Raw genomic sequence first — 21,395 nt, 5'->3', positions numbered from 1 at the left:
GCCGGGGCGGTATGCGCCCTCACGGCCATCCCGAAGCCGCGCTTATTTCAGGGAGGCTCTAAGTCATGCTTAGCGGTCTGCTTAACATGGGGCAAACGGCGCTCAATGCGTCCCAGGCATGGATATCGGTCACTGGCAGCAACATAGCCAATGCCGACACCGCGGGCTATACCCGTCGCTATGTGGATCAGCGCGACGCGGGCACCATTATCTCCAAGCCCGGCGGCGAGAGCATGGGCGTCAACGCCCAGCAGATACTGCGCTTTTTCGACGCTTTTCTTGAGCGATCCTATGTGAGGCAGTCCACCAATTCTTCCCGCTGGACAGAGCAGGATACTGTGCTCAGTTCGGTTGAAAACCTGTTCAACGAGTCCAACCGGTCGGGCATAAGCTCGTCCATGAGCGCTTTTTTCAAGGGGTGGCAAGATCTTACCAAGCTTCCGGACGATAATGCCTATCGTCAGAGCCTGCTTTCCAGTGCCGACAATCTGAGCGACATGTTCAGCAGCACAACAGCAAGCCTCAAGGCCATTCAGAGCGAAATGGACGTGTCCATCAACCAGTCGGTGGACCGTATCAACACCCTGGCCAAGGGCATTGCCGACCTTAACAGGCAGATCACGACCAATACCGTTGACGGCGTGAGCAATCCCAATGCCCTGCTTGACCAGCGCGACCAGATGGTGCGCGAGCTGGCCACACTTGTGGATGTGGAAACCATCGACAACGGCAAGGGCAACTTCACCGTGCAACTCACCACCGGGCAGCCGCTGGTGCAGGGGCAGAGCGTCAATGAACTCAAGGTCATGGGGCCGCGCGCCGAAAGCAATCTTACGGCTGGCTCGGCGTATACGGGCAACGTGGAGTTTCAGGGTTCCGACAGCCACGAATACACCGTTGAAATTCTTAACGGCGGCAACGTCGGCGACACGCCGCCGCCGAGCTTTCGCGTTTCTCTGGACGGCGGCAAAACGTGGCTGCGTGACGAGAACGGCAAAGAACTGCACTATGACATCACCGACGTTGACGGCGATGGTAAGGTAGACCCCGTAAAGGTCAAGGATCTCAAGATATCCTTCTCCGAAACGAACAATTTCACGGCTGGCGACAAGTTCGACATCATGCCCAAGAACGGCCTGTACTGGATAGAGCCCACACGCGGCCCCCAGAACATCACGCCGCAGACCTATCTTGACGGTTCGGAAAACAAGAACCGCGCCACCGGTGGCAAGCTGACCGCCTACTATACCGTGCGCGACGACAACTGCGGCCGCTATCTTGATGAGCTGGACGCCGTGGCCTCTTCTCTTATCTGGGAAGTAAACCGCCTGCACAGCCAGGGAACCGGTACGGAACTGCTGACCTATGCCCAGGGCACGCAGCAGGTGCTGAGCGCCCAGCAGCCCCTTGGCTCGGCCCAGACCACCCTGCCGTATGCCGACAAGCTCCAGAGCGGCAATCTCAATATCTATTTTTACGACCAGACCACTGGCGATCTCCGGGCAACGGCTTCCGGCACAAACTCGCTGGATTTCAGTTCCATAACGCCTCCCGGCACGGTGAATTTTGACCCGAGCGTGCATACGCTTCAGGACGTGTGCAACGTCATCAACAGCAGCTTCCCCGACAGCAGCGCGCCGGGCGTCAACATGCTCAAGGCCAGCATTCAGGACGGCAAGCTGCTTATCGAGTCCAATCCGGCCAGCAACGTCAAATTCGCCATGGGCGTGGACAGCACGGGGCTTATGGCCGCGCTTGGCATCAATTCATTTTTTACGGGTGACAACGCGTCCAACATGGCCGTCAACAGCCAGTTGCACACCAATGTCAACCTCATAGCGGCCGGGGCCGTCAACGGGCAGAGCCAGGCCAACAAGGGCGACGGATCAACGGCAACGGCCATCGGGGCGCTCGCCACCAAGGACGTGACCATTTCGACCACCTGGAAGACCGTGTCCAACCAGAGCCTCGGCGAATACTACGCCACGCTGGTAACCACAGTGGGCGCGGACAGGCGGCTCTCCAAAACCAATTCGGAGTATCACACCTCCCTGACCACGGACCTCGGAGACCGCGTAAGTTCCGTAACAGGGGTGAATCTGGACGAAGAAATGTCCAACCTCATAAAGTACCAGCACTCCTATACGGCGGCGGCCAAGCTTATCACTACCGCTGACCAGATGCTGCAAACCCTGCTTGGCCTCAAGCAATAGGAGCTGTTATGGCCATCAGAGTTACACAAAGCTCCATGTACAATACCATAGTTGGGCAGATGCAGAAGAGCCTTTCTGCATATATGGAAAGCAATGAGCAAGGCTCCACGCAAAAGAAGATCAACCGTCCCTCCGATGATCCCGCAGGAACCTATCGCGTGCTCATGACCAGGGACGATATCAGCGACACCAAGCAGTACCAGTCCAATTGCGATACTGCCGAAGGGTGGCTCAAGCTGGCGGACGATGTTCTTGGCACGCAGCTGAGCACAGCCATAACCAAGCTCAAAAGCTTGATGGAGCAGGCCGCCACAGGAACCACGGACAACCAGCGCACGCTTATCGCTTCGGAAGCCAAGGAAATTTTTGGTCAGATTCTCAACCTGTCCAATACCCAGTTCAACGACAAGAGTATTTTTGCAGGGCAGCGCTATGACCAGAACGCCTTTGAGCAGAGCCTCGGCCTGACCAGTTGGGACACCACCTGGAACAGTGACATCAGCGCGGGAAACTACACCATTGAGGGCGCGAGCAATACCTCCATGATGGTGCAGTTTACCAGCACGGGCACGCTGGGCGTTGACGCGCTGGACTACCGCTGGTCCAAGGACGGCGGCACAACCTGGAATACCGAAACCGTGGCGGCAGGCAGCCATACCCTGGTGGCCGACGGCGTGACCATCACCATGAAGCAGAATATGGCCGTCACCGCTGCGGATACAAGTCTCGGGGCCGGGGCCAATAACGGTACGCTCGTGTACATCCGCCCCACGGCCGTGTACCAGGGCGACGACAACGATCCCCCGCCGGAGATGACCGTCATGGGCGGCCCCAGCGGGCTGAAAACATCGGCCAGCGGCGCTTTTGGCAACAACGTGCTTGTGCGTATAGACGCTGATCCCAGTGTGGATTTGTCCACCACGGGCACGCCTTTTACCTATTCATACAGTCTGGACAGCGGCAGCTCCTGGGTTACGGCCACGGCGCAGACTGCGGGCGGCGGCAAAGTGCGCCTGCCTGTGCCCGGCGGCTATATGGATATGGACGCTTCCTCTGCGGGCAGCACCATTATAGACAAGGGCACGCAGGTGCTTATCCATCCCGCGCGCGCCAATCTGAACCTGGAAATAATGAAGGGCACGTATATTGGCGTGAACAGCGTGGGCAAGGATATTTTTGGCGGCTATTATGATGGCAAGCCCGCCATTGAGGGCAATGCCAACCTGTTTGAAATCGCAGGCGACTTTATTGCTTACTGCGAAAATAATAATCAGGAAGGCTGCCAGAAAAGTCTGGCCGCCATTGAAACGGCGCAGCAGAATATCCTCAGTCAGGTGGCCCGCATTGGCGGTCTGGAAAACCGCGTCAGTCTGGCGCAGGATGTGCTGAGTTTTCAGAAGGTAGACCAGGAGGAACGATTGAGCTATACAGAAGACATCGATCTTACGGATCTGTTGGCCAAGCTCACGCGGCAGCAGTTGACGTACCAGACGGTGCTTCAATCTTCATCGATGATTATGCAAATGAGCCTTGCCAAGTACTTATAATAGGTAGCACTTATGCTGATACTGACGCGTCGCCCTGGTGAAAGCCTTTATCTCGGCGAAAACATACGCATAACCGTTCTGGGTATGCAGGGCAAACAGGTCAAGCTTGGCCTGGAAGTGCCGGGCGACACCACCGTTTACCGCGAAGAAGTGTACAAGCGGGTTGTGGAAGAAAACCGCCGCGCTCTTGAAACCAGTAACAACGACCTCATGGTGGCTGCTGAATTATGGCACGAAACAAAGAAATAGAGATCGAAACCCGCCTCGGGCGGCGTAGTATCGATGCCGAAAAGGTTGTGCATTTTCCACGCGGTCTGGCCGGATTTGAAAATGAAAGAGATTTCATTCTGCTGCAAATCCGCCCCGAGGCTCCTCTGCTTATTTTGCAGAGTACAAGCAACCCCGTGGTAGGCTTGCTGGTGGCTGATCCCTACAGCTTTATGGACAAGACCGCGTATGCCCCCGCTCTGGGCGAGGCCGAAAAGCAGCTTCTGCAAATAGCGGATATGGAAGAAACAGCCGTTCTGGTGACTGTTTCCATTCCTGCCGGGCAGCCAGAGGCTGCGGTGCTCAACATGGCCGGGCCCATTATCATCAATTCCCAGGCCCGTCTGGGGCTTCAGGTGCCGCAGTGCGGCGATGGCCCGCAACAGATTTACATGGACAGCCTTAAACCCGTGGACAGCGAAGCGCCCGCAGAAGAAAGCGGAACCGCCCCGGCGGAATAACTGTGCTTTTGCCCTGAAAGTAAGATTTGTTCAGGTGTTGCAAGGCCCCTTTTTTCAGTTGCTGAAAAAAGGGGCTCTTCTACTCGTTGCTCTTAACGGGAACTATCGCTTTGCTGGCACTGGCCCTGTTACCGCAGACCGGGGCTGTTTGCCGGAAGGCGCGGCAACGTCCGGGGTTTTGTCCGTGTCGTTGCTGCTGCCTTCCACATGCACCGTGGGCAGACTGGAGAAAACTGGGTCGTGCTGGTTCATGGCATCCATGATGGTTCCGGTAATATCCGTGCCAGGGGCGGCGTCCAGCATCCCGTTGCGGGGCAGCACCATCTGCGCCTTGGTGCTTTCACGCCAGCGGGCTACTTCAGTCTGCATATGGTTTACGACGACCTGTCTGGCCGCCGCTTCTTCCAGCGCCATCTGGCGGCGCAGGGTGTTCAGCCCCTGTGCCAGTGCCTGTTCCCGCTCTGCTGGCAACGAGGCGGCGTACATTTTTTGCAGTTCGTTCCATCCGGCGTCCAGACGTTGGCGGACGGCATCAATGTGTCTGACTGCGGCCTGGGCCGCACGGGATTCGCGCAAAATGCGGTCTACATCCACCACTCCGACCTTGGGCGAGTCATCGAAGTTAAGACATCCTGTCAAAAAAATGCAGAGCAGCCCCAAGGCCGCAAAACGAATTTGTCTTTTCATACCGCTACCTTGACGAAAAGGCCGTCCGCACCCCAGGAAGGGCAGGGCGCGAACGGCCGCGCAAGCTGTGTGAGGCTTGTGCTGTTTGCAAATGTAAGCGGGGCGGCGTACGCCGCCCCGCACCGGATGTTCCCGGTCTGTTTTTGCGCTACTGATTAAAGAGCCTCTTGGAAACGCGTAGTTGTTTTGTTTGGCAAGGCGTGATCTTTTTTTGAAGCAGGAGTGGACTTTTCCGTCCTCGACTGTTTCAAAAAAAGTGAAGCAACGCCGCCAAACGAAGCAAATCAGCGTTTCCCTAGAACTCGTAACGGGCCGTGCCGAACACGCCATGTGAGGTGGCGTGTTCAGAGGCCTGAATGTTGTAGTTAAGGCCAAACGACAGGTTGTTGTTGCCAAAATCAAGGCCCAGGCCACCCGTATAGCTCATATAGTCCATGGTACGGGTATCCAGTTCGGCCTTGGTTCCTGTGCCGGTAAAGCGAACCTTGCTCTTGGCGTCGATGTCGCCGGTGGCGGGGAGCACGCCGAGGTCAAGGTTGGGCTTCACATACCAGCCGTTGCTGGTTTCAACCTGCTTGCTGAAGGTCACGCCAATGGGGAAGGTCCAGATGTTCTGCTCTGTTTCATCCCCGCGCATGGCGGTGCCGTTGCTCTTCACATCATAGGAGTCGGTGTTCACGTACATGTAGCGCACGCCAAGGTGGGGGATAATGTCCACATACTGCGTGTTGAACTTGTATTCGGCGCGCAGGCCCGAGCTGAGGGCGTATGCCGTGATGTCGCTCTTGAGGTCGTGCATCTGCATGGCCCCGGGCAGCTCCTGCTTCACCTTGTTGTAGGTGCTGGTGAAGTTGACGTCGGCGGTTACGCCGAAGTTTTCCATGGCCCAGCCAGTATATGCGCCAAGGCCCCAGAAGTTGAAGCTGTTGGTTGTTTTGGCCAGGTCGCCCTCGCCCTCGGCGTAACCGCCGCCGATATTGAAGGCTATACCCGCGCGCAGGGCATTATCAAAGGTGTAATCGCCGCCAAGGGCTATGCCGCCCAGGCTGCCGTTCCACTTGAGATCATAGTTTCCGGCTTCCATGCCCCAGGCGTTCTGGCTCTGGTACAGGGGCATGATCCACAGGGCCGCGCCCTTATTGCTCACGCCATCACCCTTGTTGAGCGAAACGGACTGAAGGCCGTTGCCGTCAGGCTGCGCAATGCTGGTGCGCTGGGTAATGGCAGCGCCCGCAGCGTTATTGGCGGCCATGGCCATCTGCGGCACTGCGCCAGCCACAGCTATGCGCGAGGCGCTTTCAATGGTCTTGGCGGCCAGGTCGGCATTGGCGCCGATGAAGTTGTCGTTGGTGGCGCGGGACAGGAAGCGCACGCCCTTCACGTCGGAATTTACTTGGCCCGGGCCCACCTGGTCGGCGGCGTAGGCATTGTCCAGCGCCTTCACAAGTTCGCCGTCAAGTTTGGGGAAGGTATTGGCGGAGGAGTTGAGCGCCGTTGTCAGTTCACCAGTGGCGGCATCAAATGCGCCCGTGATCATGCGGGAGTCGGTGCTGAAGTTGGAACCTGTCCAACCGGTGCCGTTTGCGCCGTCTGCGTAACTAGTGTTGTCCACCTTCAGATTAGCGCCCAAAACCTTGTAGGTTTGGCCCACCTTGGCGTCAGTGATGCGCAGTCTTGCGCTGTCAGCAAGTAGAGTCTTGCCGGTAACTGCGCCGTCCAGAGCTCCGGCAGCATTTGTAGCTGCGGCTGTGACTACGAGCAGTGAGTTGTTGGCAAAGGTGGCGGTGTTGCCAGTGAAGGAGCTAAAGTCCGCAGTAGATTTTGTGCCGTCCACAACAATGGCTTGTCCGCTGCCCAGCACCTGAGCACTGTAGAGGCCCATGGCGGCGGTGACGCCATTTTGCGTCAGGCCCGCTCCGTTGGTGGCGTCGTTTACCTGACCAGTCAGCCACCCTGTGTCGGTGGTGCCAATGGCAGCCATAGAGTTCATGCCCACACCCACGTTGCCGTTGATGCTGAGATCTGGCTGGGCCGCGCTATCTGTAAAGGCGCCCACGGCCACGTTGCTGGAGGCCTGGCTCCAGGCCGGGTCGATAAGGAGGCTGCCGCCGTTAAGATTCAGGTCGCCCACTGTGAGGGTCGTGCCACCCACCGTGTCAGTTTTGTTGCCAACCGAAATGGCTTTGTTTGCAGCTCCGGTCAGCGTAGACACATTTACCTTTGCGCCGTCAGTGAAGCTGGAGTCGTCGCTGACGGTAAGGTTTTGGGCTTTAAGGTTGCCGCCATTGGCGGTAACGCTGGTGGCCGTGATATCGGAAGCAGAAACGCTGCCGCCATTGGCGGTAACGCTGGAGGCCGTGATTTTGTCCGCCGTAACGCTGCCGCCGGTGGCGGTAACGTTGGTTGCAGTGATATTGTCCGCAGTGAGGCCGCCGCCCGCGCTGATCTCCACATTGCCTGTACTGCCACTGTTCCCTTCGATGTTGTTCACCGTGTATTGGGCGGCAGCGACATTAAGGACAGAGCCCGCATTGAGTGCTACATTGCCATTCAGTATGCCGCCCTTGGACGCCACACCTGCGGAACCGAGGTTGAGATTTTTACCGGCAGCCACGGTAACATTGGCTTCTTTGTTGTCGACGGTGGTGATTAACTGGCCGCTATTACCCAGCAGGGTGGTATCGCCATCAATCTTGACTGCTACAACGCCGGCATTGCCCGTAACGACAAGAGCATCAGCGCCGAAGTCACCGCCTACGGTAATGCTGTCGCTCGCGGCGGCATATGCCACTTTTTCGCCAGCCACCACTATTTTGGTGCCTTCAATCTTATCGCTTACAATGTTGCCATCGGTTTTATCATCGGCACCCGCAACGAGCTTAGCGTCACCGTAGTTGATAAGGCCCGCACTGCCGTCAGCCATGATACTCTTGAACTTCTTCGCCTGGGTGAGGGTGATTGTTTCCAGCCCGTCAAGGCGCAGAGTGCCGCCAGTGGCGACATATATCTCTTTGCCGGTTGCGATGGTGACATCGTTGTCGGCATATGTGACGAACTTGCTGGCATCACCAGACAGAACACCGTTTTGCATGACATTGATGCCGGTGTCGCTGCCGTTGCCGGGTGCCGCACTCGTCAGGGTTCCCTGAATGTTCAGTTCAGCGGGCATGGGTGAAGTGGCTGTCTGGGACGCCTTTTCTCCGCCTATAGTAAGGGTGCCACCCTCGATATTCAGAGTATTGCCTTTGGCCAGAACCCATTTGCCATTGGTAACTTCGACCGTTCCGCTGCTGGTGATATTGGTGTTGAGGGAACCGCCCACTATAGGCGTTTCGCCCGGGGTGTCGCCAAGCTTCAGTACGCCAGCGGTAGCGATTTCCAGGCCTTTGCCTTCGCTGCCTACAAAGTTGAGCGCGGAATCGGCTTCGCCCTTGAGGTACAGTTTGCCAGACGTCAGGGTAAAGTCTTTATCCTCGCCGGGCGTAAGGGTAAGGCTGTTGACCTTGATGCGGGTGTCCTCCGCAGAGCCAATGTCGAGTGCATTGCCGGTCAGCTTCATGTTTTGCGCCTGAATGCTGCCATGTTCAAGGAGGACGAGCATGCCGGATTTTGCCGCGGTGCCACCTTCAATGCTTCCGGCATCCAGTGTCGCGTCTGTGCCCAGATGCAAGCGGGCTTTCAGGTTATTGGTGCCCTTGACGGTAACGGAGCCGTCCTCGGCAAGCCAGGAAGAAAGCTGGTCACTGGTCATATCCACACGGGCCATCTGGTTGCTGGTAGTATCCTGCTCGCGCAGCACAGCTATGGTTCCGGCAGTGTTACCGAATTTTTCAAGCTTGGCATTGGTCAAGTCCAGTTTGGCGTCAGTAACCTTGAGGTCGCCGCCAAGACTCACCGTGCCGCTCAGAGTGTGTGTGCCGCCGGAATACTGCAAGGTTGCAGCAGTGTTGGTGAGGTCATTTTTGGTGTAGATACTGACCTTGCCAGTGCTGGTCAGCGCACCGTCAGCAGCAATATCAAGGGTCATGCCCTGATTCAGCACAAGGTGTCCCTTGTCGCCAACGACTATGCTTCCGCCACCGTCAACGCTGGTGTATCCGGCATTGGCAGCAAACATGGCCTCCGTAACGGTTTTGCTCGGGTCTGACGCAGGCGTGTTAAGATAGCCTGTAAGCAGAAGTCCACCCTGTACATTAACCGTGGCGCCGTCAGTAATGCTGGTGTTGCTGGTATTGAATACGCCGTGATTGGATTTGTTGGATTCGTTGCGCAGAATGTTAACCGTGGTCTCCGCGCCTGTGATCAGCAGGGTCGGCTCAGTCTGTGTAGCCACATCTGACTTTGGTTTGACAAAGAGCATTCCCGCATCATCAAAATCTTTTGTATGGCTATCGTCAGGAGACAGCCCCATAAGATTGATAGTCGCGCCATCGGAGATTTTCAACTGGCGGAACGAGCTGGCATCAGCGCCGCCTGCAAAAAGGGTGGCGGAGGATATGTTGACGGTGGTGTTGGATCCTGAAACAAGAGTGGCGTCATTCGTGGAGCCTGCAGCTTTTTCAGAATAGCCGCCAAGCGCATCCTGGCGCCAGCCATTGCCGGATGTGCCGGTGATATTGACGGTTCCGCCCGTGATCTGCAGATCACGCGAATCTGAATATCCATTGATATTCAGCGTGCCGCCCTGGACCTGCAATTTGCCGTCGGAAGGGGTGTCGCCCTCGAAGATTCTGCCCCCCTGCTCAACCGTGACAGTGCCGCCCTCGGTAATGGTCAGAGTCCCGCTAAGGGGCATATCTTTGTTGACGATAAGCTCATCGCCAGTGCCTACGGTCAGGTCTGTTGTTCCGTCCCATTCTGCCGCCGCAGCCATGCCCGCGCTGCCAAAAATAAGGGCCGCTGCCAGTGCCAGCGAGCCAAAGGTGTTGAGCAAGCGGCATTTCCCCAGTACCGCTTTATACCTGTTAATCAGGTTTCCAACTGCATTCTTGGACAAAATCATGAGCTTCCTCCTTGAAGGGTAACCATTAAGGCCGTGATAGTGGCCTGTCCTCAGCGTGGAAAGGGGAAAGCAATTGGTGAAGGGTGTAGCTGAAATATTGCTTTCCCCTGGTTAGGCGGGTATGGTTGTTTTGCTATAATATGAACCTTAACCGCCCAACTGCAGTATTAGATCAAAATATCAGTCATTTCAACCATAATATCGGTTGGAATGTAAAAACGATCTGTTTCTCAAAGATTGTGAACTATATTATGATCTTATTTGAAGGTTCAGTGCTTATTGGGCATTGGGACTGAATCACCTATGAAAACGCTTGGGTCTCGTATCCGGTTTGTGCGGGGGGCATTGTCGCAGGAAGTTTTTGCGGCAAAACTCGGGATCAGCAAAGGATCGCTGGGTGGGTATGAGCGTGATGAAAACTTACCTAACAGTGATATAGTACTGAAGATTTGTCAGCAGACAAATGTGTCTGTCCAATGGCTTCTTCAAGGTGAAGGATTGGCCAAAACACCTGTCGACGAGTCTGCACCACTGGAAAGTTCACTGGCTGATAACACGTTGGGTTTGCCTCGTGGGTTGGGGGCTGCCGAAAATTTTTCAACGACGAAGAGCAGAATTTCGCTCGTTTCGGATGAAAATTTGATCCAGCAAGAATGCGTGCGATGTCACCGACTCGAGGAGCGGCTTGAGCGCCTTGAAGAAGAACGCAGGGAGCTGAATGAAGAAAACAGGCAACTCTGGAAAGAAAACAGCATTCTGAATACTAAATTGGCCCGCCTCAAATCCAAGGGCTGATCAATGTGTGGCATGAGTTGCCTGCAGAGTTTCAGTACGTTGTTCACCCTCGACCTCTCCCGGCTTGCTGTTGTCTGGTGACTTCAGCTTTGTTGATTGGGGGAAAGTGTGCACCTGCAGGAGGAGCATAGCAGCTAACGCGCATTTCAGCGGACATATTTTTGCGCATTTACGCGCGGTCCTTGCCCTCGGAAGGCTCTTGCTGGGAGAGTGCACTTTTTCTGTATTTTGCCTCTACCATACAGAGTTACATGCACAGCCTTAAACCCGTGGACAGCGAAGCGCCCGCAGAAGAAAGCGGAACCGCCCCGGCGGAATAGCTTGCCCTCAGTTGGGCTGTCGCATCTGCTTTTTTGAGTAGTGTGCGTATTTATTGGCTGGAGGCCGCCCCATGGGCGGCCTCTTTTGCTATGGTTTGCGGCAGATTTATTGTGAAGCGCTCTGGCGGCTGCGCGGGCGTCACCCAATGTACAAGCGCCAGCGGCAAAACGGGATTGCAAAAACTTTGCAAAAAGACACCTGCAAAGGTAGATAGGCATCCTATTGATGTCAGAGCATTTTACCTTATTTCAAAGGTAAAATGCTCTGACGCCGGACGCGAGCACAGCGTCAGGCAAGTATCTTTTTTCAATGACAACATGCCCTGAAAGCAGCATGAACACGGTCAGCCGGATCATGGCGCGTTATTGTCCGGCAACATTGACGGGGCTATTGCCGATCTTATCTGTTAAGAGCAGACTCAAATAAAAAAACGGCAGGACAGCAGAAAAAAATTACATTTTTGTGCCGACTGAACTGCTTTTGTACGGTTTGAAAAAAAATCCTTATTTCAGCCAATTGCCCAACATTTCCTTCGCGAACGCTGCTATTCAGACAACATTTTTGCGCACAGTTCTGCTAGTGATACCAAAGTTTTTTGGCGCATCCCCTATGCAAGGCTGGTAATCATGGATATAGGGTTTTATTCTTGTAGAAAAGTTGACCGATTGGGCAACCAATCGCAAAGTGTCCGGTGTGTCCCGGACTGGCGAGTGGGGCGTGCGGGTTGCACCTCCGCCATACAGATGTTCAAGGAGGCCTCATGGCAAGTCAGGCGTTGATCAGGGATTTTGAAGACCTCATCGGCAAAGAAAATGTGTTCAGCTCCGAAGCTGACCGGCAGAGCTACTCGTATGATTCGGCGGTGCTCGCTCCGGTTGTGCCTTCGCTTGTGCTGCGCCCGACCTCCACTGAACAGCTGGGCGTCTGTGTGAAGAAGCTGTATGACAATGGCATCCCCATGACCGTTCGCGGCGCGGGCACCAACCTGTCGGGCGGCACCATCCCCGACAGTACCGACTCGGTTGTCATCCTGACCAACGGTCTTAACCGCATCATTGAAATCAACTCCGACGACCTTTACGCCGTGGTCGAGCCCGGCGTCATTACCGCCCAGTTCGCCGCTGAAGTCGCCAAAAAAAATCTTTTCTACCCCCCGGATCCGGGCTCTCAGGCCGTGTCCACCATTGGCGGCAATATTGCTGAAAACGCTGGCGGCCTGCGCGGCCTCAAGTACGGCGTGACCAAGGACTACCTCATGGGCTTGGAGTTTTTTGACGCCACCGGCGAGATCGTCAAGTCCGGCTCGCGCACGGTCAAGTGCGTCACCGGGTACAACCTCGGCGGCATGCTGGTGCAGTCAGAAGGCACGCTGGGCATCATTTCCCAGGCCATTCTCAAGCTTGTGCCCCCGCCCAAGGCGTCCAAGGCCCTCATGGCCGTGTTCAAAGATGTGCAGAACGCCGCCGAAGCCGTGGCGGGCATCATTGCCGCCCACGTGGTTCCCTGTACGCTCGAACTTCTGGACAACAACACCATCGTGCGCGTGGACGACTTCACCAAGGCCGGACTGCCGCGTGAAGCTGGCGCCATTCTGCTGATTGAAGTGGACGGCCATCCCGCCCAGGTGGCGGACGACGCCGAAGCCGTGGAACGCGTGCTCAAGGCCAATCACGCCAGCGCCGTACATGTGCCCAAGGACGCCGAAGAAAAGTTCAAACTGTGGGAAGCCCGCCGCATGGCTCTGCCCGTGCTGGCCCGTTGCCGTCCCACCACCGTGCTTGAAGACGCCACCGTGCCGCGTTCGCAGATCCCCGCCATGCTGAAGGCCGTCAATGAAATTGCCGCCAAGTACAGGCTTGAGGTGGGCACCTTCGGCCACGCCGGCGACGGCAACCTGCACCCCACCTTTTTGTGCGACAAGCGCGACAAGGACGAATTCCACCGCGTGGAAGAAGCCATTGACGAAATGTTCGATGTGGCCCTCAAGCTGCACGGCACCCTCTCTGGCGAGCACGGCATCGGCACGGCCAAGGCCAAATGGATGGAAAAAGAAACCTCGCGCGGCACCATTTTGTTCTCGCAGCGGCTGCGTCGTGCCCTTGATCCCAAGGGCCTGTTCAACGCCACCAAGCTGGTGGGAATCTAGGAGCCTTACATGAGCAATCTGCATGAACTGTCCCAGCGCCTCATGGCTCTGGATGACAGGATTACAGCCTGTATGAAGTGCGGCATGTGCCAGGCCGTGTGCCCCATGTACGGCGCGTCCGGCATGGAAGCAGACGTGGCCCGCGGCAAGCTGGCCCTTATCGACAATCTTGCCCACGAAATGATTCAGGACCCTGAAGCTGTTTCCGACAAGCTGGGCCGCTGCCTTTTGTGCGGTTCCTGCCAGGCTGCCTGTCCTCCCGGCGTCCAGATTATGGACGTCTTTATGGAAGCGCGGGAACTCGTCAACGCCTATCTTGGCCTGCATCCCGTCAAAAAAATGATCTTCCGCGCGCTGCTGCCCCAGCCCGGCCTGTTCAACCTGGCCATGCGCGTGGGCGCACCCATGCAGGGCCTCATGTTCCGCAGCACGGGGGCTCCTCAGGGCACGGTCTGTGCTCCCATGCTCAACTTCATGCTGGGCGACCGTCACATGCGGCCCCTGGCCAAAAAACCCCTGCATGTGCGCCATGGCGCGCTTGACGAACGCCGCCAGTCCGGCGGCATCAAGGTGGCCTTCTATCCCGGCTGTATGGGCGACAAGATGTATGTGGACATGGCCGAAGCCTGCCTCAAGGTGCTTCACCACCACAACGTCGCTGTCTTCATGCCCAAGGGCCTGACCTGCTGTGGCATCCCGGCCCTGTCTTCGGGCGATGCCGACGGCATGGTCAAGCAGATGAAGGTCAACCTCAAGGCCCTTGACGGCGTGGATTTTGACTACATCCTGAGCCCCTGCGGCTCCTGCACCTCCACCATCAAAGAACTCTGGCCCCGCTACGCGGATCGCATCGGCGCGGCGGAAAAGCGCAAGGTTGACCAACTGGCCGCCAAGGCCATGGACATCAACGCCTTTCTCGTGGACGTGCTCAAGGTGCAGCCCGCCGCAGCCCCGGCAGGCAACGCAACCACGGTGACCTACCACGACTCCTGCCATCTAAAAAAATCTTTGGGCGTGGTCAGTCAGCCGCGTGCCGTCATGGCCGCCAACCCCGCGTACAAGGTTGTGGAAATGGCGGAGCCGGATCGTTGCTGCGGCTGCGGCGGCTCGTTCAACCTTTTCCACTATGACTATTCACGCAAGATCGGTCAGCGCAAGCGTGATAATGTCGTGGCTTCCAGGGCTGAAGTGGTGGCCGCTGGCTGCCCTGCCTGCATGATGCAGCTTGAGGACGTGCTTTCGCATAACAAGGACCGCGTGCGCGTCATGCACACTGTGGAAATATACGCTGAAAGTCTGAAATAACATGGCCGCTCCGGCGGGGAAGAATATTCCCCGCCGGGGTGACGCGGAAGGCCCGCGTAACCAAGATGACCCATAAGGAGTATCGTATGCCCCCTGTAAACCGGGAATTGGTCGAAGCTTTCGCCGCCAAGGCCGCAGCGGTCAGCGCAGTGGTGCAGGAAGTGCCCACCATGGCCGCAGCCCTGCAATATGTTGTGGACGTCTGCGCCAGCAAGGCTCCTGCTGAAATCCTGGCTGACGAGCCCGGCACAGCCCAGGGCCCTCTGAGCCCCAACAATGTTCCCACCCGCCTGCAGCGGGTGGTCGCCGCCCCTGAACTCAATGACGCGGATTTTGCCGCCCTGGCTGCCGCCTGTGAGGAAAAGGGTTTTCTCTGCATCCGTGAAGGACTGCGCAACTATCTTGCGGGCATCGATGTGGGCCTGTCCACGGGCATCGTGGGCGTGGCTGCCAGCGCCACGTGTCTGCTCAATACCGACAATGAAGATGTGCGCCTGACGGGCATGATTTCCGAAGTGTCCATGATACTCCTGCACAAGTCCGACATCTATCCCGATCTGCCGTCCATTGCGCAGATTCTGCGCGAGCGCATGAGTGCAGCGCCTGCTACCTACACCACCCTGGTGACGGGGCCCAGCCGTACGGCTGACATCGAACGTGTGGCTGCCGTGGGCGTACATGGCCCGCTGGAACTCCACATCATTCTTCTGGAGGACTAACCCATGCATGACGCCCTTAAAAGCAATTCCGGCTACCACAAGGAGCTGGACGAAGCCCTTAACGACGAATTTTTGCGCCGCACCCTGGACACCTTCGCCGTTGCCTACCGCGCCAACCGCGAAGCCGTGTTCAAGGAAGTGGACGAACGCGGACTCATAGCCAAGGTGGCTGACGCCAAGGATTACGCCTGTCAGCACATGGAAGAACTGTACAGCCAGTTCAAGGCCGAGGCCGAAAAGCGCGGCGTACACGTGCACCGCGCCGTCAACGCCGCCGAAGCCAACGAGATCATCTCGCGCATCGCCAGAGAAAACAACGTCAAGCGCGTGGTGAAGTCCAAGTCCATGACGGCTGAAGAAATCGAGCTGAATCCCGCCCTTGAGGCCCAGGGCCTCATCGTGGACGAAACCGACCTCGGCGAATGGATCATCCAGTTGCGGCACGAAGGCCCCTCGCACATGGTCATGCCCGCCATCCACCTTTCGCGCTATCAGGTGGCCGACGACTTCACCAAGGCCACGGGCACGAAACAGGATTCGGACGTGCAGCACCTGGTCAAGGTGGCCCGCGTGCAGTTGCGCCGCAAGTTCGTTGCCGCCGATATGGGCATCAGCGGGTGCAACTTTGCCGTGGCTGAAAACGGCGCCGTTTCTACCGTGACCAACGAAGGCAACGCCCGCATGGTCACCACCCTGCCGCGCGTGCATGTGGCCATAGCCGGTCTCGACAAGCTTGTCGCCAAGCTGGACGACGCCCTCACCGCTTTGTTGGTGCTGCCCCGCAACGCCACGGCCCAGCGCCTGACCTCGTACGTCACCTGGATGTGCGGCGCTGGCCCCTGTGCCGCCAATCCCGACAACAAGAAGATCATGCATGTGGTCTTTCTGGACAACGGCCGCACCGAGATCGCCAAGGATCCGCTGTTCAAGCAGATCTTCCGCTGTGTGCGCTGCGGCGCCTGCGCCAACGTCTGCCCCGTGTACCGCCTCGTGGGCGGCCACAAGATGGGCTACATCTACATTGGCGCCATCGGCCTCATCCTGACCTACTTCTTCCACGGCAAGGATCGCGCCCGCATCCTGAGCCAGAACTGCATGGGTTGCGAATCCTGCGCCAACGTGTGCGCCGGCGGCATCGAGCTGCCGCGCCTCATCCGCGAAATCCGCGCGCGTCTCAACGAGGAGCAGGGCGCTCCCATCGAGGCCAACCTGCTGTCAGCCGTCATGAAGAACCGCAAGCTCTTCCACAAGCTGCTCAAGTTCGCCAGCTTTGCCCAGAAGCCCTTCACGCGCGGCGCTCAGTTCCAGCGGCATCTGCCTGCCGTGTTCCTGGGCAAGCACAACTTCAAGGCTCTGCCCGCCATTGCCAACAAGTCCTTCCGCGACCGCTGGCCCGAAATCGCGCCCAAGGTGCAGAACCCCGTCATGCGTGTGGCCATCTTCAGCGGCTGCGCCCAGGACTTCATCTACCCCGAGCAGCTGGAAGCCTGCGTGAAGGTACTGGCCGCCAAGAATGTGGCCGTGGACTTTCCCATGGAGCAGTCCTGCTGCGGTCTGCCCCTGGAAATGATGGGACAGCGCAAAACCTCCATTGACGTGGCCAAGCAGAACCTTGCCGCGTTCCGTGGCGGCAACTACGACTACATCATCACGCTGTGCGCAAGTTGCGCCGGGCATTTGAAGCACCACTACCCGCAGATCCTCGACAAGGACTATGCCGTGGTGGAAGGCCAGGCCTTTGCGGCCAAGGTCATTGACTTCAGCTCCTTTGTGCATGACGTGCTGGGGCTCAAGCCCGAAGACTTCCAGAAGTCCGGGCAAAAGGTCACCTACCACGCTTCCTGCCACCTTTGCCGTGGCCTGAACGTGAAGGAAGCCCCGCGCGCGCTTATTGCCGATGCCGCGGAATATGTGCCCTGCGAAGAAGAAGAGGTCTGCTGCGGATTCGGCGGCAGCTACTCTGTGAAGTTCCCCGAAATATCGGCACAGCTTCTGGAAAAGAAAGTCAACAACATGAAGGCCACCGGGGCGGATCGCCTGGTGGTGGACTGCCCTGGCTGCGTCATGCAGTTGCGTGGCGGCGCTGAAAAGCAGGGACTGAAGATCAAGGTCGACCACATCGCCGAATTGTTGGCCGACAACCTGAAGAAATAACCCATACCTGTAAAAAATAGTAATGAAGCGCCGCTTGAAAAAGCGGCGCTTCATTTTTGGAGTAATGCTTTGTGGGGGAGGGACCCTTTTAGCCCAGAGTAACTTTGAAATGCTTTACATTTCAAAGTTGTCATTCAGGCGAAAATGCGATTTTCGCCTGAATCCACGCCACTTTGTGGCGCGCTGCACTCTCGTGCAGCGTCAGAGCATGTAACTTTTTTCAAAGTTACATGCTCTGAAAAAAGGGTCTCCTCCCCCACGCCCCCACCCCCTAAAATTTTTATTGGAGTATGTGGTATTGCAAAGTGTTGTCTGACATGACGGGGCAGCAAAAGTGAGAGTACAAAAAAATACCGTGAGCCCGCTGCCTTGGTCGTGGCAGCGGGCAGTTGAAACGCATACATGAGCTGACGCCGCCGCTCCGTGGCGCAACCGCACACGAGAGACAGGGCAATTTGGGGGGCAAGATAATTGGGGCAGTAGGACAGGTAATGTCTGGGCACGGTCAAGACGAAATTGTACTGCACGGGGTCGGTGAGCTAGGCGCGCAAAGGGGAATAGCGCAGCCTGCCTGAAAAAAGCGCGCGCAAAAGTAGGCCACACTTGCCGGATGGCGTGTGGTGTATGAAGCAATGCATGATGAATGGCAATACTGCTGCGCTGACAGCTGGGCGTGCTTTGCCGCAGCGTCAATCGTTCAGGATGTCGGATAGCGTGTTCCGCCGGCTGGTCGCAGGCAGGTCGCCTCAAAGTGCGTGCACTTCAGCGCAGGGATTTTTTAGTGCATTGCCAGTGTAGGAATGCGCCACCAGTACCAGTGGCTGACAATGGTAGGGTCTTGAGGTTGCCATTCTCCACAAGTTTCAAAGTAGTGCAGGAGTTTGCTTTCCGTATCGCTGAGGTTGCGTTCTTTCTGGATCAGCTGACGGATACGGAAGAAAATGGCCAGGCATTCAAAGAGGCTGAGGCAATCTTCATCCATGCAGACGCCTGTCTGGAGATGGAGGACAAACTCCTTGTAAAACGGGTTGTCTTCACCAACGCATGCATCAAATGACGGGCAGTTTTCAAGCAGATATTTCAGGCCTTGCGAAAAAAGCCTGTCGGTCGGGCGATGCGATGCCTGCTCTGTGCAGGTTCTATATAAACTTTCCATTGCCTCGTGGTAATTGGAAAGGGACATAATCAGCTCCTCTAGCTAGTGATTCTGAAAATATAATATATCAAGATTCGTATAAATTACAAATTATTCTATAGTTTAGGATCAGACTCAAGACGCGAACAAAAAATGGATACGATATCAGGTACAGCAGTGGGCCAGTCGAAAATGCGAAACTGACCGTCAGCGTATGGGGCGGCGGGGTTGCAAATACTGGGGCTGAAAAAACAGCCTGTACTGTTTGGCGGGAGAAAGATGGGTCGGTCTGCTGACCTCGCCTTCAATGGATAGAGGCTTGTCGGACAGGCCAAAGGGCTGCAATTGCCCTGGCGCCATGTCCATGTGTGAGAGTCTTTCCCCGGTGACATTAAAAACGGGCATGGTACTGTTGGTGTTTCCTGCCGTCAGTAGGCCATATTTGCCCGCAGGTAGCATGGTTTCAGCGGTTCCATTATGTGCTGTTGCGTTGAGCAGGCTCGGCACGGGGAGATCCGTGCGCCGCAGCACATCAAGAAAGTCGTTGCCAGTTCGCCCCACAAAGGTAACCAGTGAGGTGCCATCGCCGTAAACCAGCAGACTAACAGGCATTGTGCCGCCATGAATGCCCATAAAGGCCGGTTTTCCGCCGGCGGGCATAATAACCCAGGGCTCCTCTGGTTGAATGTTGTTTTTTGGAGTGCCTGAAGATTGCGCGGCCAGAGCATCGGACCCGATACCTACGGCAAATATAAGGCACAGAATGCAAAAAAGCCGTATCTTCATGGCATCTGTACTTCCATTTCTCAGCAAGGATGCATTGTTACGCACAGGCAGCATATACCTTAACGAATGTTTTCACGAGAGCCTGCCGCAAACCTGGCTGGCCATTACGGTGGGCGCGGTAAGGGGCTTTCAAACAAATGTGTAACGCTAACATCTTGTTGCGGCCAGCGCTACCCCGGTATTCTGCGTGCATTGCCTGTACGTAACAGTAGTGTGCAACACTATAAAACCTTTAGTAAGGGGCGGCGTAATTGTCAAGGAGCGCTCCTACAAACTTGCTGGAAATCCATGAAAATTCTACTTATTTTGCACGGTTGCGTTTTGCGGGCTGTGCCGGAGCAGGCGCGGGTTCGGGCTTGGGCGGCAGGGGCGGGCTAAGGTCGGGTGGCTGCGGAATATGCGGAAGGTTAACGCTGTTCCCCAGATAATGGAGAAAAAACTCGCTTAAAGCCGCAAACATGTTTTTGTGGATGCTTTTTCTGTTCTCATCGCTGACAGAACGGCAAAGTTCGGGCAGTTCCACCTCCAGCGAGGGTGGGCAGGGGGCCATGAGCGCCCCTGCGTCGGCCTTGTCCAGCACCAGCCAGCGGGATTTTTTGCCAGCCATGTCATAAATGCGGCGGGCGTGCAGGGCGGTATTGTTCAGCCGGTCGTTGGAGGCGGCCATGAGCAGCAGGGGTGGGTAAAACCAGCGGAAAGAGTCGCGGTTGAAAAGCATGCCAAAACCCGGAGCCACAGCGGCCACAGCTTTGACGCGCGTGTCGGCGAGACTTTTGGTCAGGGGCAGGCTCTGGCAAAGGCCGTCCATGCGGTTGCGCGCCCAGGTATTGCAATACATGTCCTGCTTGCCCGCCTGGGCGCAGTAAGTGCGCCAGCCTTCGCAGTCGGGCAGCGCGCCGCCCAGCAGCAGGGCGGCCGTGCCGCCAGCGCCGAACCCCAGCACGCCGATACGCTCGGGGTCAATGGAGGGTTCGGACTCAGGATCATTGAGCAGAAGGGGGATAAGACTGGAAAGTTCGCGCACCCTGTTGGACAGTTGCTGCCAGGTCAGCAGAAGATCCATATTGTCGGTATTGTCGCCGGGGTGGGTAGGCGCGGCCACCACAAAACCGCTGGCTGCCAGCCACGCGGCGGTATCGTGATACGAAAAGCGTGATCCTGCGGTATCGTGCGAAAGCAGGATAAGCGGAAAGCGCCCGTCCACGGGCTTGCCCCCACGGGCAGCGGAGATTTCCCAAGGGCCGTACTGGATGTCGCGCGCAGGCCGCACCGAGGGATACCAAAGGTTTACGTCAAGGCGCAGGCCGCTTTCGGGGTCCCATTGCCCAAGGGTACGAAAACCCACGTGGTAAAAATCGGCCCTCGCGTGGGGGGCCGGCAGCAGCGTAAAGCAGAAAAACAAAATAAGGATTGCAGAAAAATTCTGTCGCATGCCCGTGTTGTGCCATAAGCGGCCTTGGGGTACAAGGGCGGTCAGGAGAGGCGCTTTGCCCCTGAAATCAGGCCACGGAGCTGGAATGTATGGAAATAATACGCTATTTTATTGACTTTATTTTGCACATTGACGTGCATCTTTTCGAACTGGTTGCACAATACGGTCTTTGGATTTACGCCATACTTTTTGTCATCGTTTTTTGTGAGACCGGGCTTGTGGTAACGCCCTTTCTGCCGGGCGACTCCCTGCTGTTCGCGGCGGGCGTGGTGGCCGGGGCCGGACTTATGGGCTATGTGGAAGTGATGCTGGTGCTGCTGGCGGCGGGCGTTTTTGGCGATGCCGTCAATTATTGCATCGGCCGCCATGTGGGCCCGGCCATTTTTTCCCGTGACAGCCGCTTCATCAAGAAGGAACACCTGCTC

Annotated in this window: 14 protein-coding genes and 1 pseudogene; 10 read left to right on the top strand and 5 right to left on the bottom strand. The window is 56.8% G+C overall.

Annotation, left to right across the window (positions count from 1 at the left end; genetic code table 11):
• Positions 1 to 65: 65 nt before the first annotated feature.
• The 4 genes from flgK to fliW are packed head-to-tail and all read left to right on the top strand — an operon-like array spanning position 66 to position 4,488.
• Positions 66 to 2,213: a flagellar hook-associated protein FlgK gene (flgK, locus tag RBR41_RS13940; protein ID WP_320353275.1), complete on the top strand. Its 2,148-nt coding sequence runs from the start codon at positions 66 to 68 to the stop codon at positions 2,211 to 2,213.
• Positions 2,214 to 2,221: 8 nt separating this feature from the next.
• Positions 2,222 to 3,760 carry a flagellar hook protein gene (locus RBR41_RS13935; protein WP_320353274.1) on the top strand — a complete coding sequence of 513 codons (1,539 nt, stop codon included), beginning with the start codon at positions 2,222 to 2,224 and terminating at the stop codon, positions 3,758 to 3,760.
• Positions 3,761 to 3,772: 12 nt separating this feature from the next.
• Positions 3,773 to 4,009 (top strand): carbon storage regulator CsrA, encoded by a 237-nt coding sequence (csrA, locus tag RBR41_RS13930; RefSeq protein ID WP_012625619.1) that lies wholly within the window; start codon positions 3,773 to 3,775, stop codon positions 4,007 to 4,009.
• Positions 3,988 to 4,488: a flagellar assembly protein FliW gene (gene fliW, locus RBR41_RS13925; RefSeq protein ID WP_320353273.1), complete on the top strand. Its 501-nt coding sequence runs from the start codon at positions 3,988 to 3,990 to the stop codon at positions 4,486 to 4,488. Before csrA ends, fliW begins: the two co-directional genes overlap by 22 nt.
• Positions 4,489 to 4,590: 102 nt before the next feature.
• On the opposite strand, the gene RBR41_RS13920 is transcribed toward fliW, so the two are convergent.
• Positions 4,591 to 5,175 (bottom strand): OmpH family outer membrane protein, encoded by a 585-nt coding sequence (locus RBR41_RS13920; protein WP_320353272.1) that lies wholly within the window; start codon positions 5,173 to 5,175, stop codon positions 4,591 to 4,593.
• Positions 5,176 to 5,470: 295 nt separating this feature from the next.
• The gene (locus tag RBR41_RS13915) at positions 5,471 to 10,108 is read right to left on the bottom strand and encodes an autotransporter domain-containing protein (protein WP_320353270.1); all 4,638 of its coding nucleotides are present in this window, start codon (positions 10,106 to 10,108) and stop codon (positions 5,471 to 5,473) included.
• A gap of 372 nt (positions 10,109 to 10,480) precedes the next feature.
• On the opposite strand from RBR41_RS13915, the gene RBR41_RS13910 reads away from it, so the two are divergent.
• From RBR41_RS13910 to ldhH, 5 genes are all read left to right on the top strand, one after another.
• A complete protein-coding gene (locus tag RBR41_RS13910; protein WP_320353268.1) occupies positions 10,481 to 10,972 on the top strand; it encodes a helix-turn-helix transcriptional regulator in 492 nt (163 codons plus the stop codon).
• 1,081 nt (positions 10,973 to 12,053) lie between these two features.
• A complete protein-coding gene (locus RBR41_RS13905; RefSeq protein ID WP_320353267.1) occupies positions 12,054 to 13,439 on the top strand; it encodes an FAD-binding oxidoreductase in 1,386 nt (461 codons plus the stop codon).
• Positions 13,440 to 13,448: 9 nt separating this feature from the next.
• The gene (locus RBR41_RS13900) at positions 13,449 to 14,744 is read left to right on the top strand and encodes a (Fe-S)-binding protein (protein ID WP_320353266.1); all 1,296 of its coding nucleotides are present in this window, start codon (positions 13,449 to 13,451) and stop codon (positions 14,742 to 14,744) included.
• Between the two features lie 86 nt (positions 14,745 to 14,830).
• Complete coding sequence (locus RBR41_RS13895) at positions 14,831 to 15,463, top strand: LUD domain-containing protein (protein ID WP_320353265.1); 633 nt, start codon at positions 14,831 to 14,833, stop codon at positions 15,461 to 15,463.
• Between the two features lie 3 nt (positions 15,464 to 15,466).
• Positions 15,467 to 17,617, top strand: a complete 2,151-nt coding sequence (ldhH, locus tag RBR41_RS13890) for an L-lactate dehydrogenase (quinone) large subunit LdhH (protein ID WP_320353264.1) — start codon at positions 15,467 to 15,469, stop codon at positions 17,615 to 17,617.
• A gap of 778 nt (positions 17,618 to 18,395) precedes the next feature.
• Here ldhH and RBR41_RS13885 read toward each other — a convergent pair.
• The 3 genes from RBR41_RS13885 to RBR41_RS13875 all read right to left on the bottom strand — a co-directional run bounded on the left by RBR41_RS13885 (position 18,396) and on the right by RBR41_RS13875 (position 20,883).
• Entirely contained in the window at positions 18,396 to 18,800 is a 405-nt protein-coding gene (locus RBR41_RS13885) for a hypothetical protein (protein WP_320353263.1), read from the bottom strand.
• Positions 18,801 to 18,959: 159 nt separating this feature from the next.
• Positions 18,960 to 19,364 (bottom strand): hypothetical protein, encoded by a 405-nt coding sequence (locus tag RBR41_RS13880; protein WP_320353262.1) that lies wholly within the window; start codon positions 19,362 to 19,364, stop codon positions 18,960 to 18,962.
• Between the two features lie 475 nt (positions 19,365 to 19,839).
• Complete coding sequence (locus tag RBR41_RS13875) at positions 19,840 to 20,883, bottom strand: alpha/beta hydrolase family protein (RefSeq protein WP_320353261.1); 1,044 nt, start codon at positions 20,881 to 20,883, stop codon at positions 19,840 to 19,842.
• 176 nt (positions 20,884 to 21,059) lie between these two features.
• Here RBR41_RS13875 and RBR41_RS13870 point away from each other — a divergent pair.
• A pseudogene (locus tag RBR41_RS13870) lies at positions 21,060 to 21,395 on the top strand (hypothetical protein); the annotation flags it as partial.

The sequence above is a fragment of the Desulfovibrio sp. genome (genome assembly GCF_034006445.1).
Classification (GTDB): domain Bacteria; phylum Desulfobacterota; class Desulfovibrionia; order Desulfovibrionales; family Desulfovibrionaceae; genus Desulfovibrio.
Note: the sequence above shows the minus strand (reverse complement) of the source record. Positions and strands in the feature narration are given on the sequence as shown.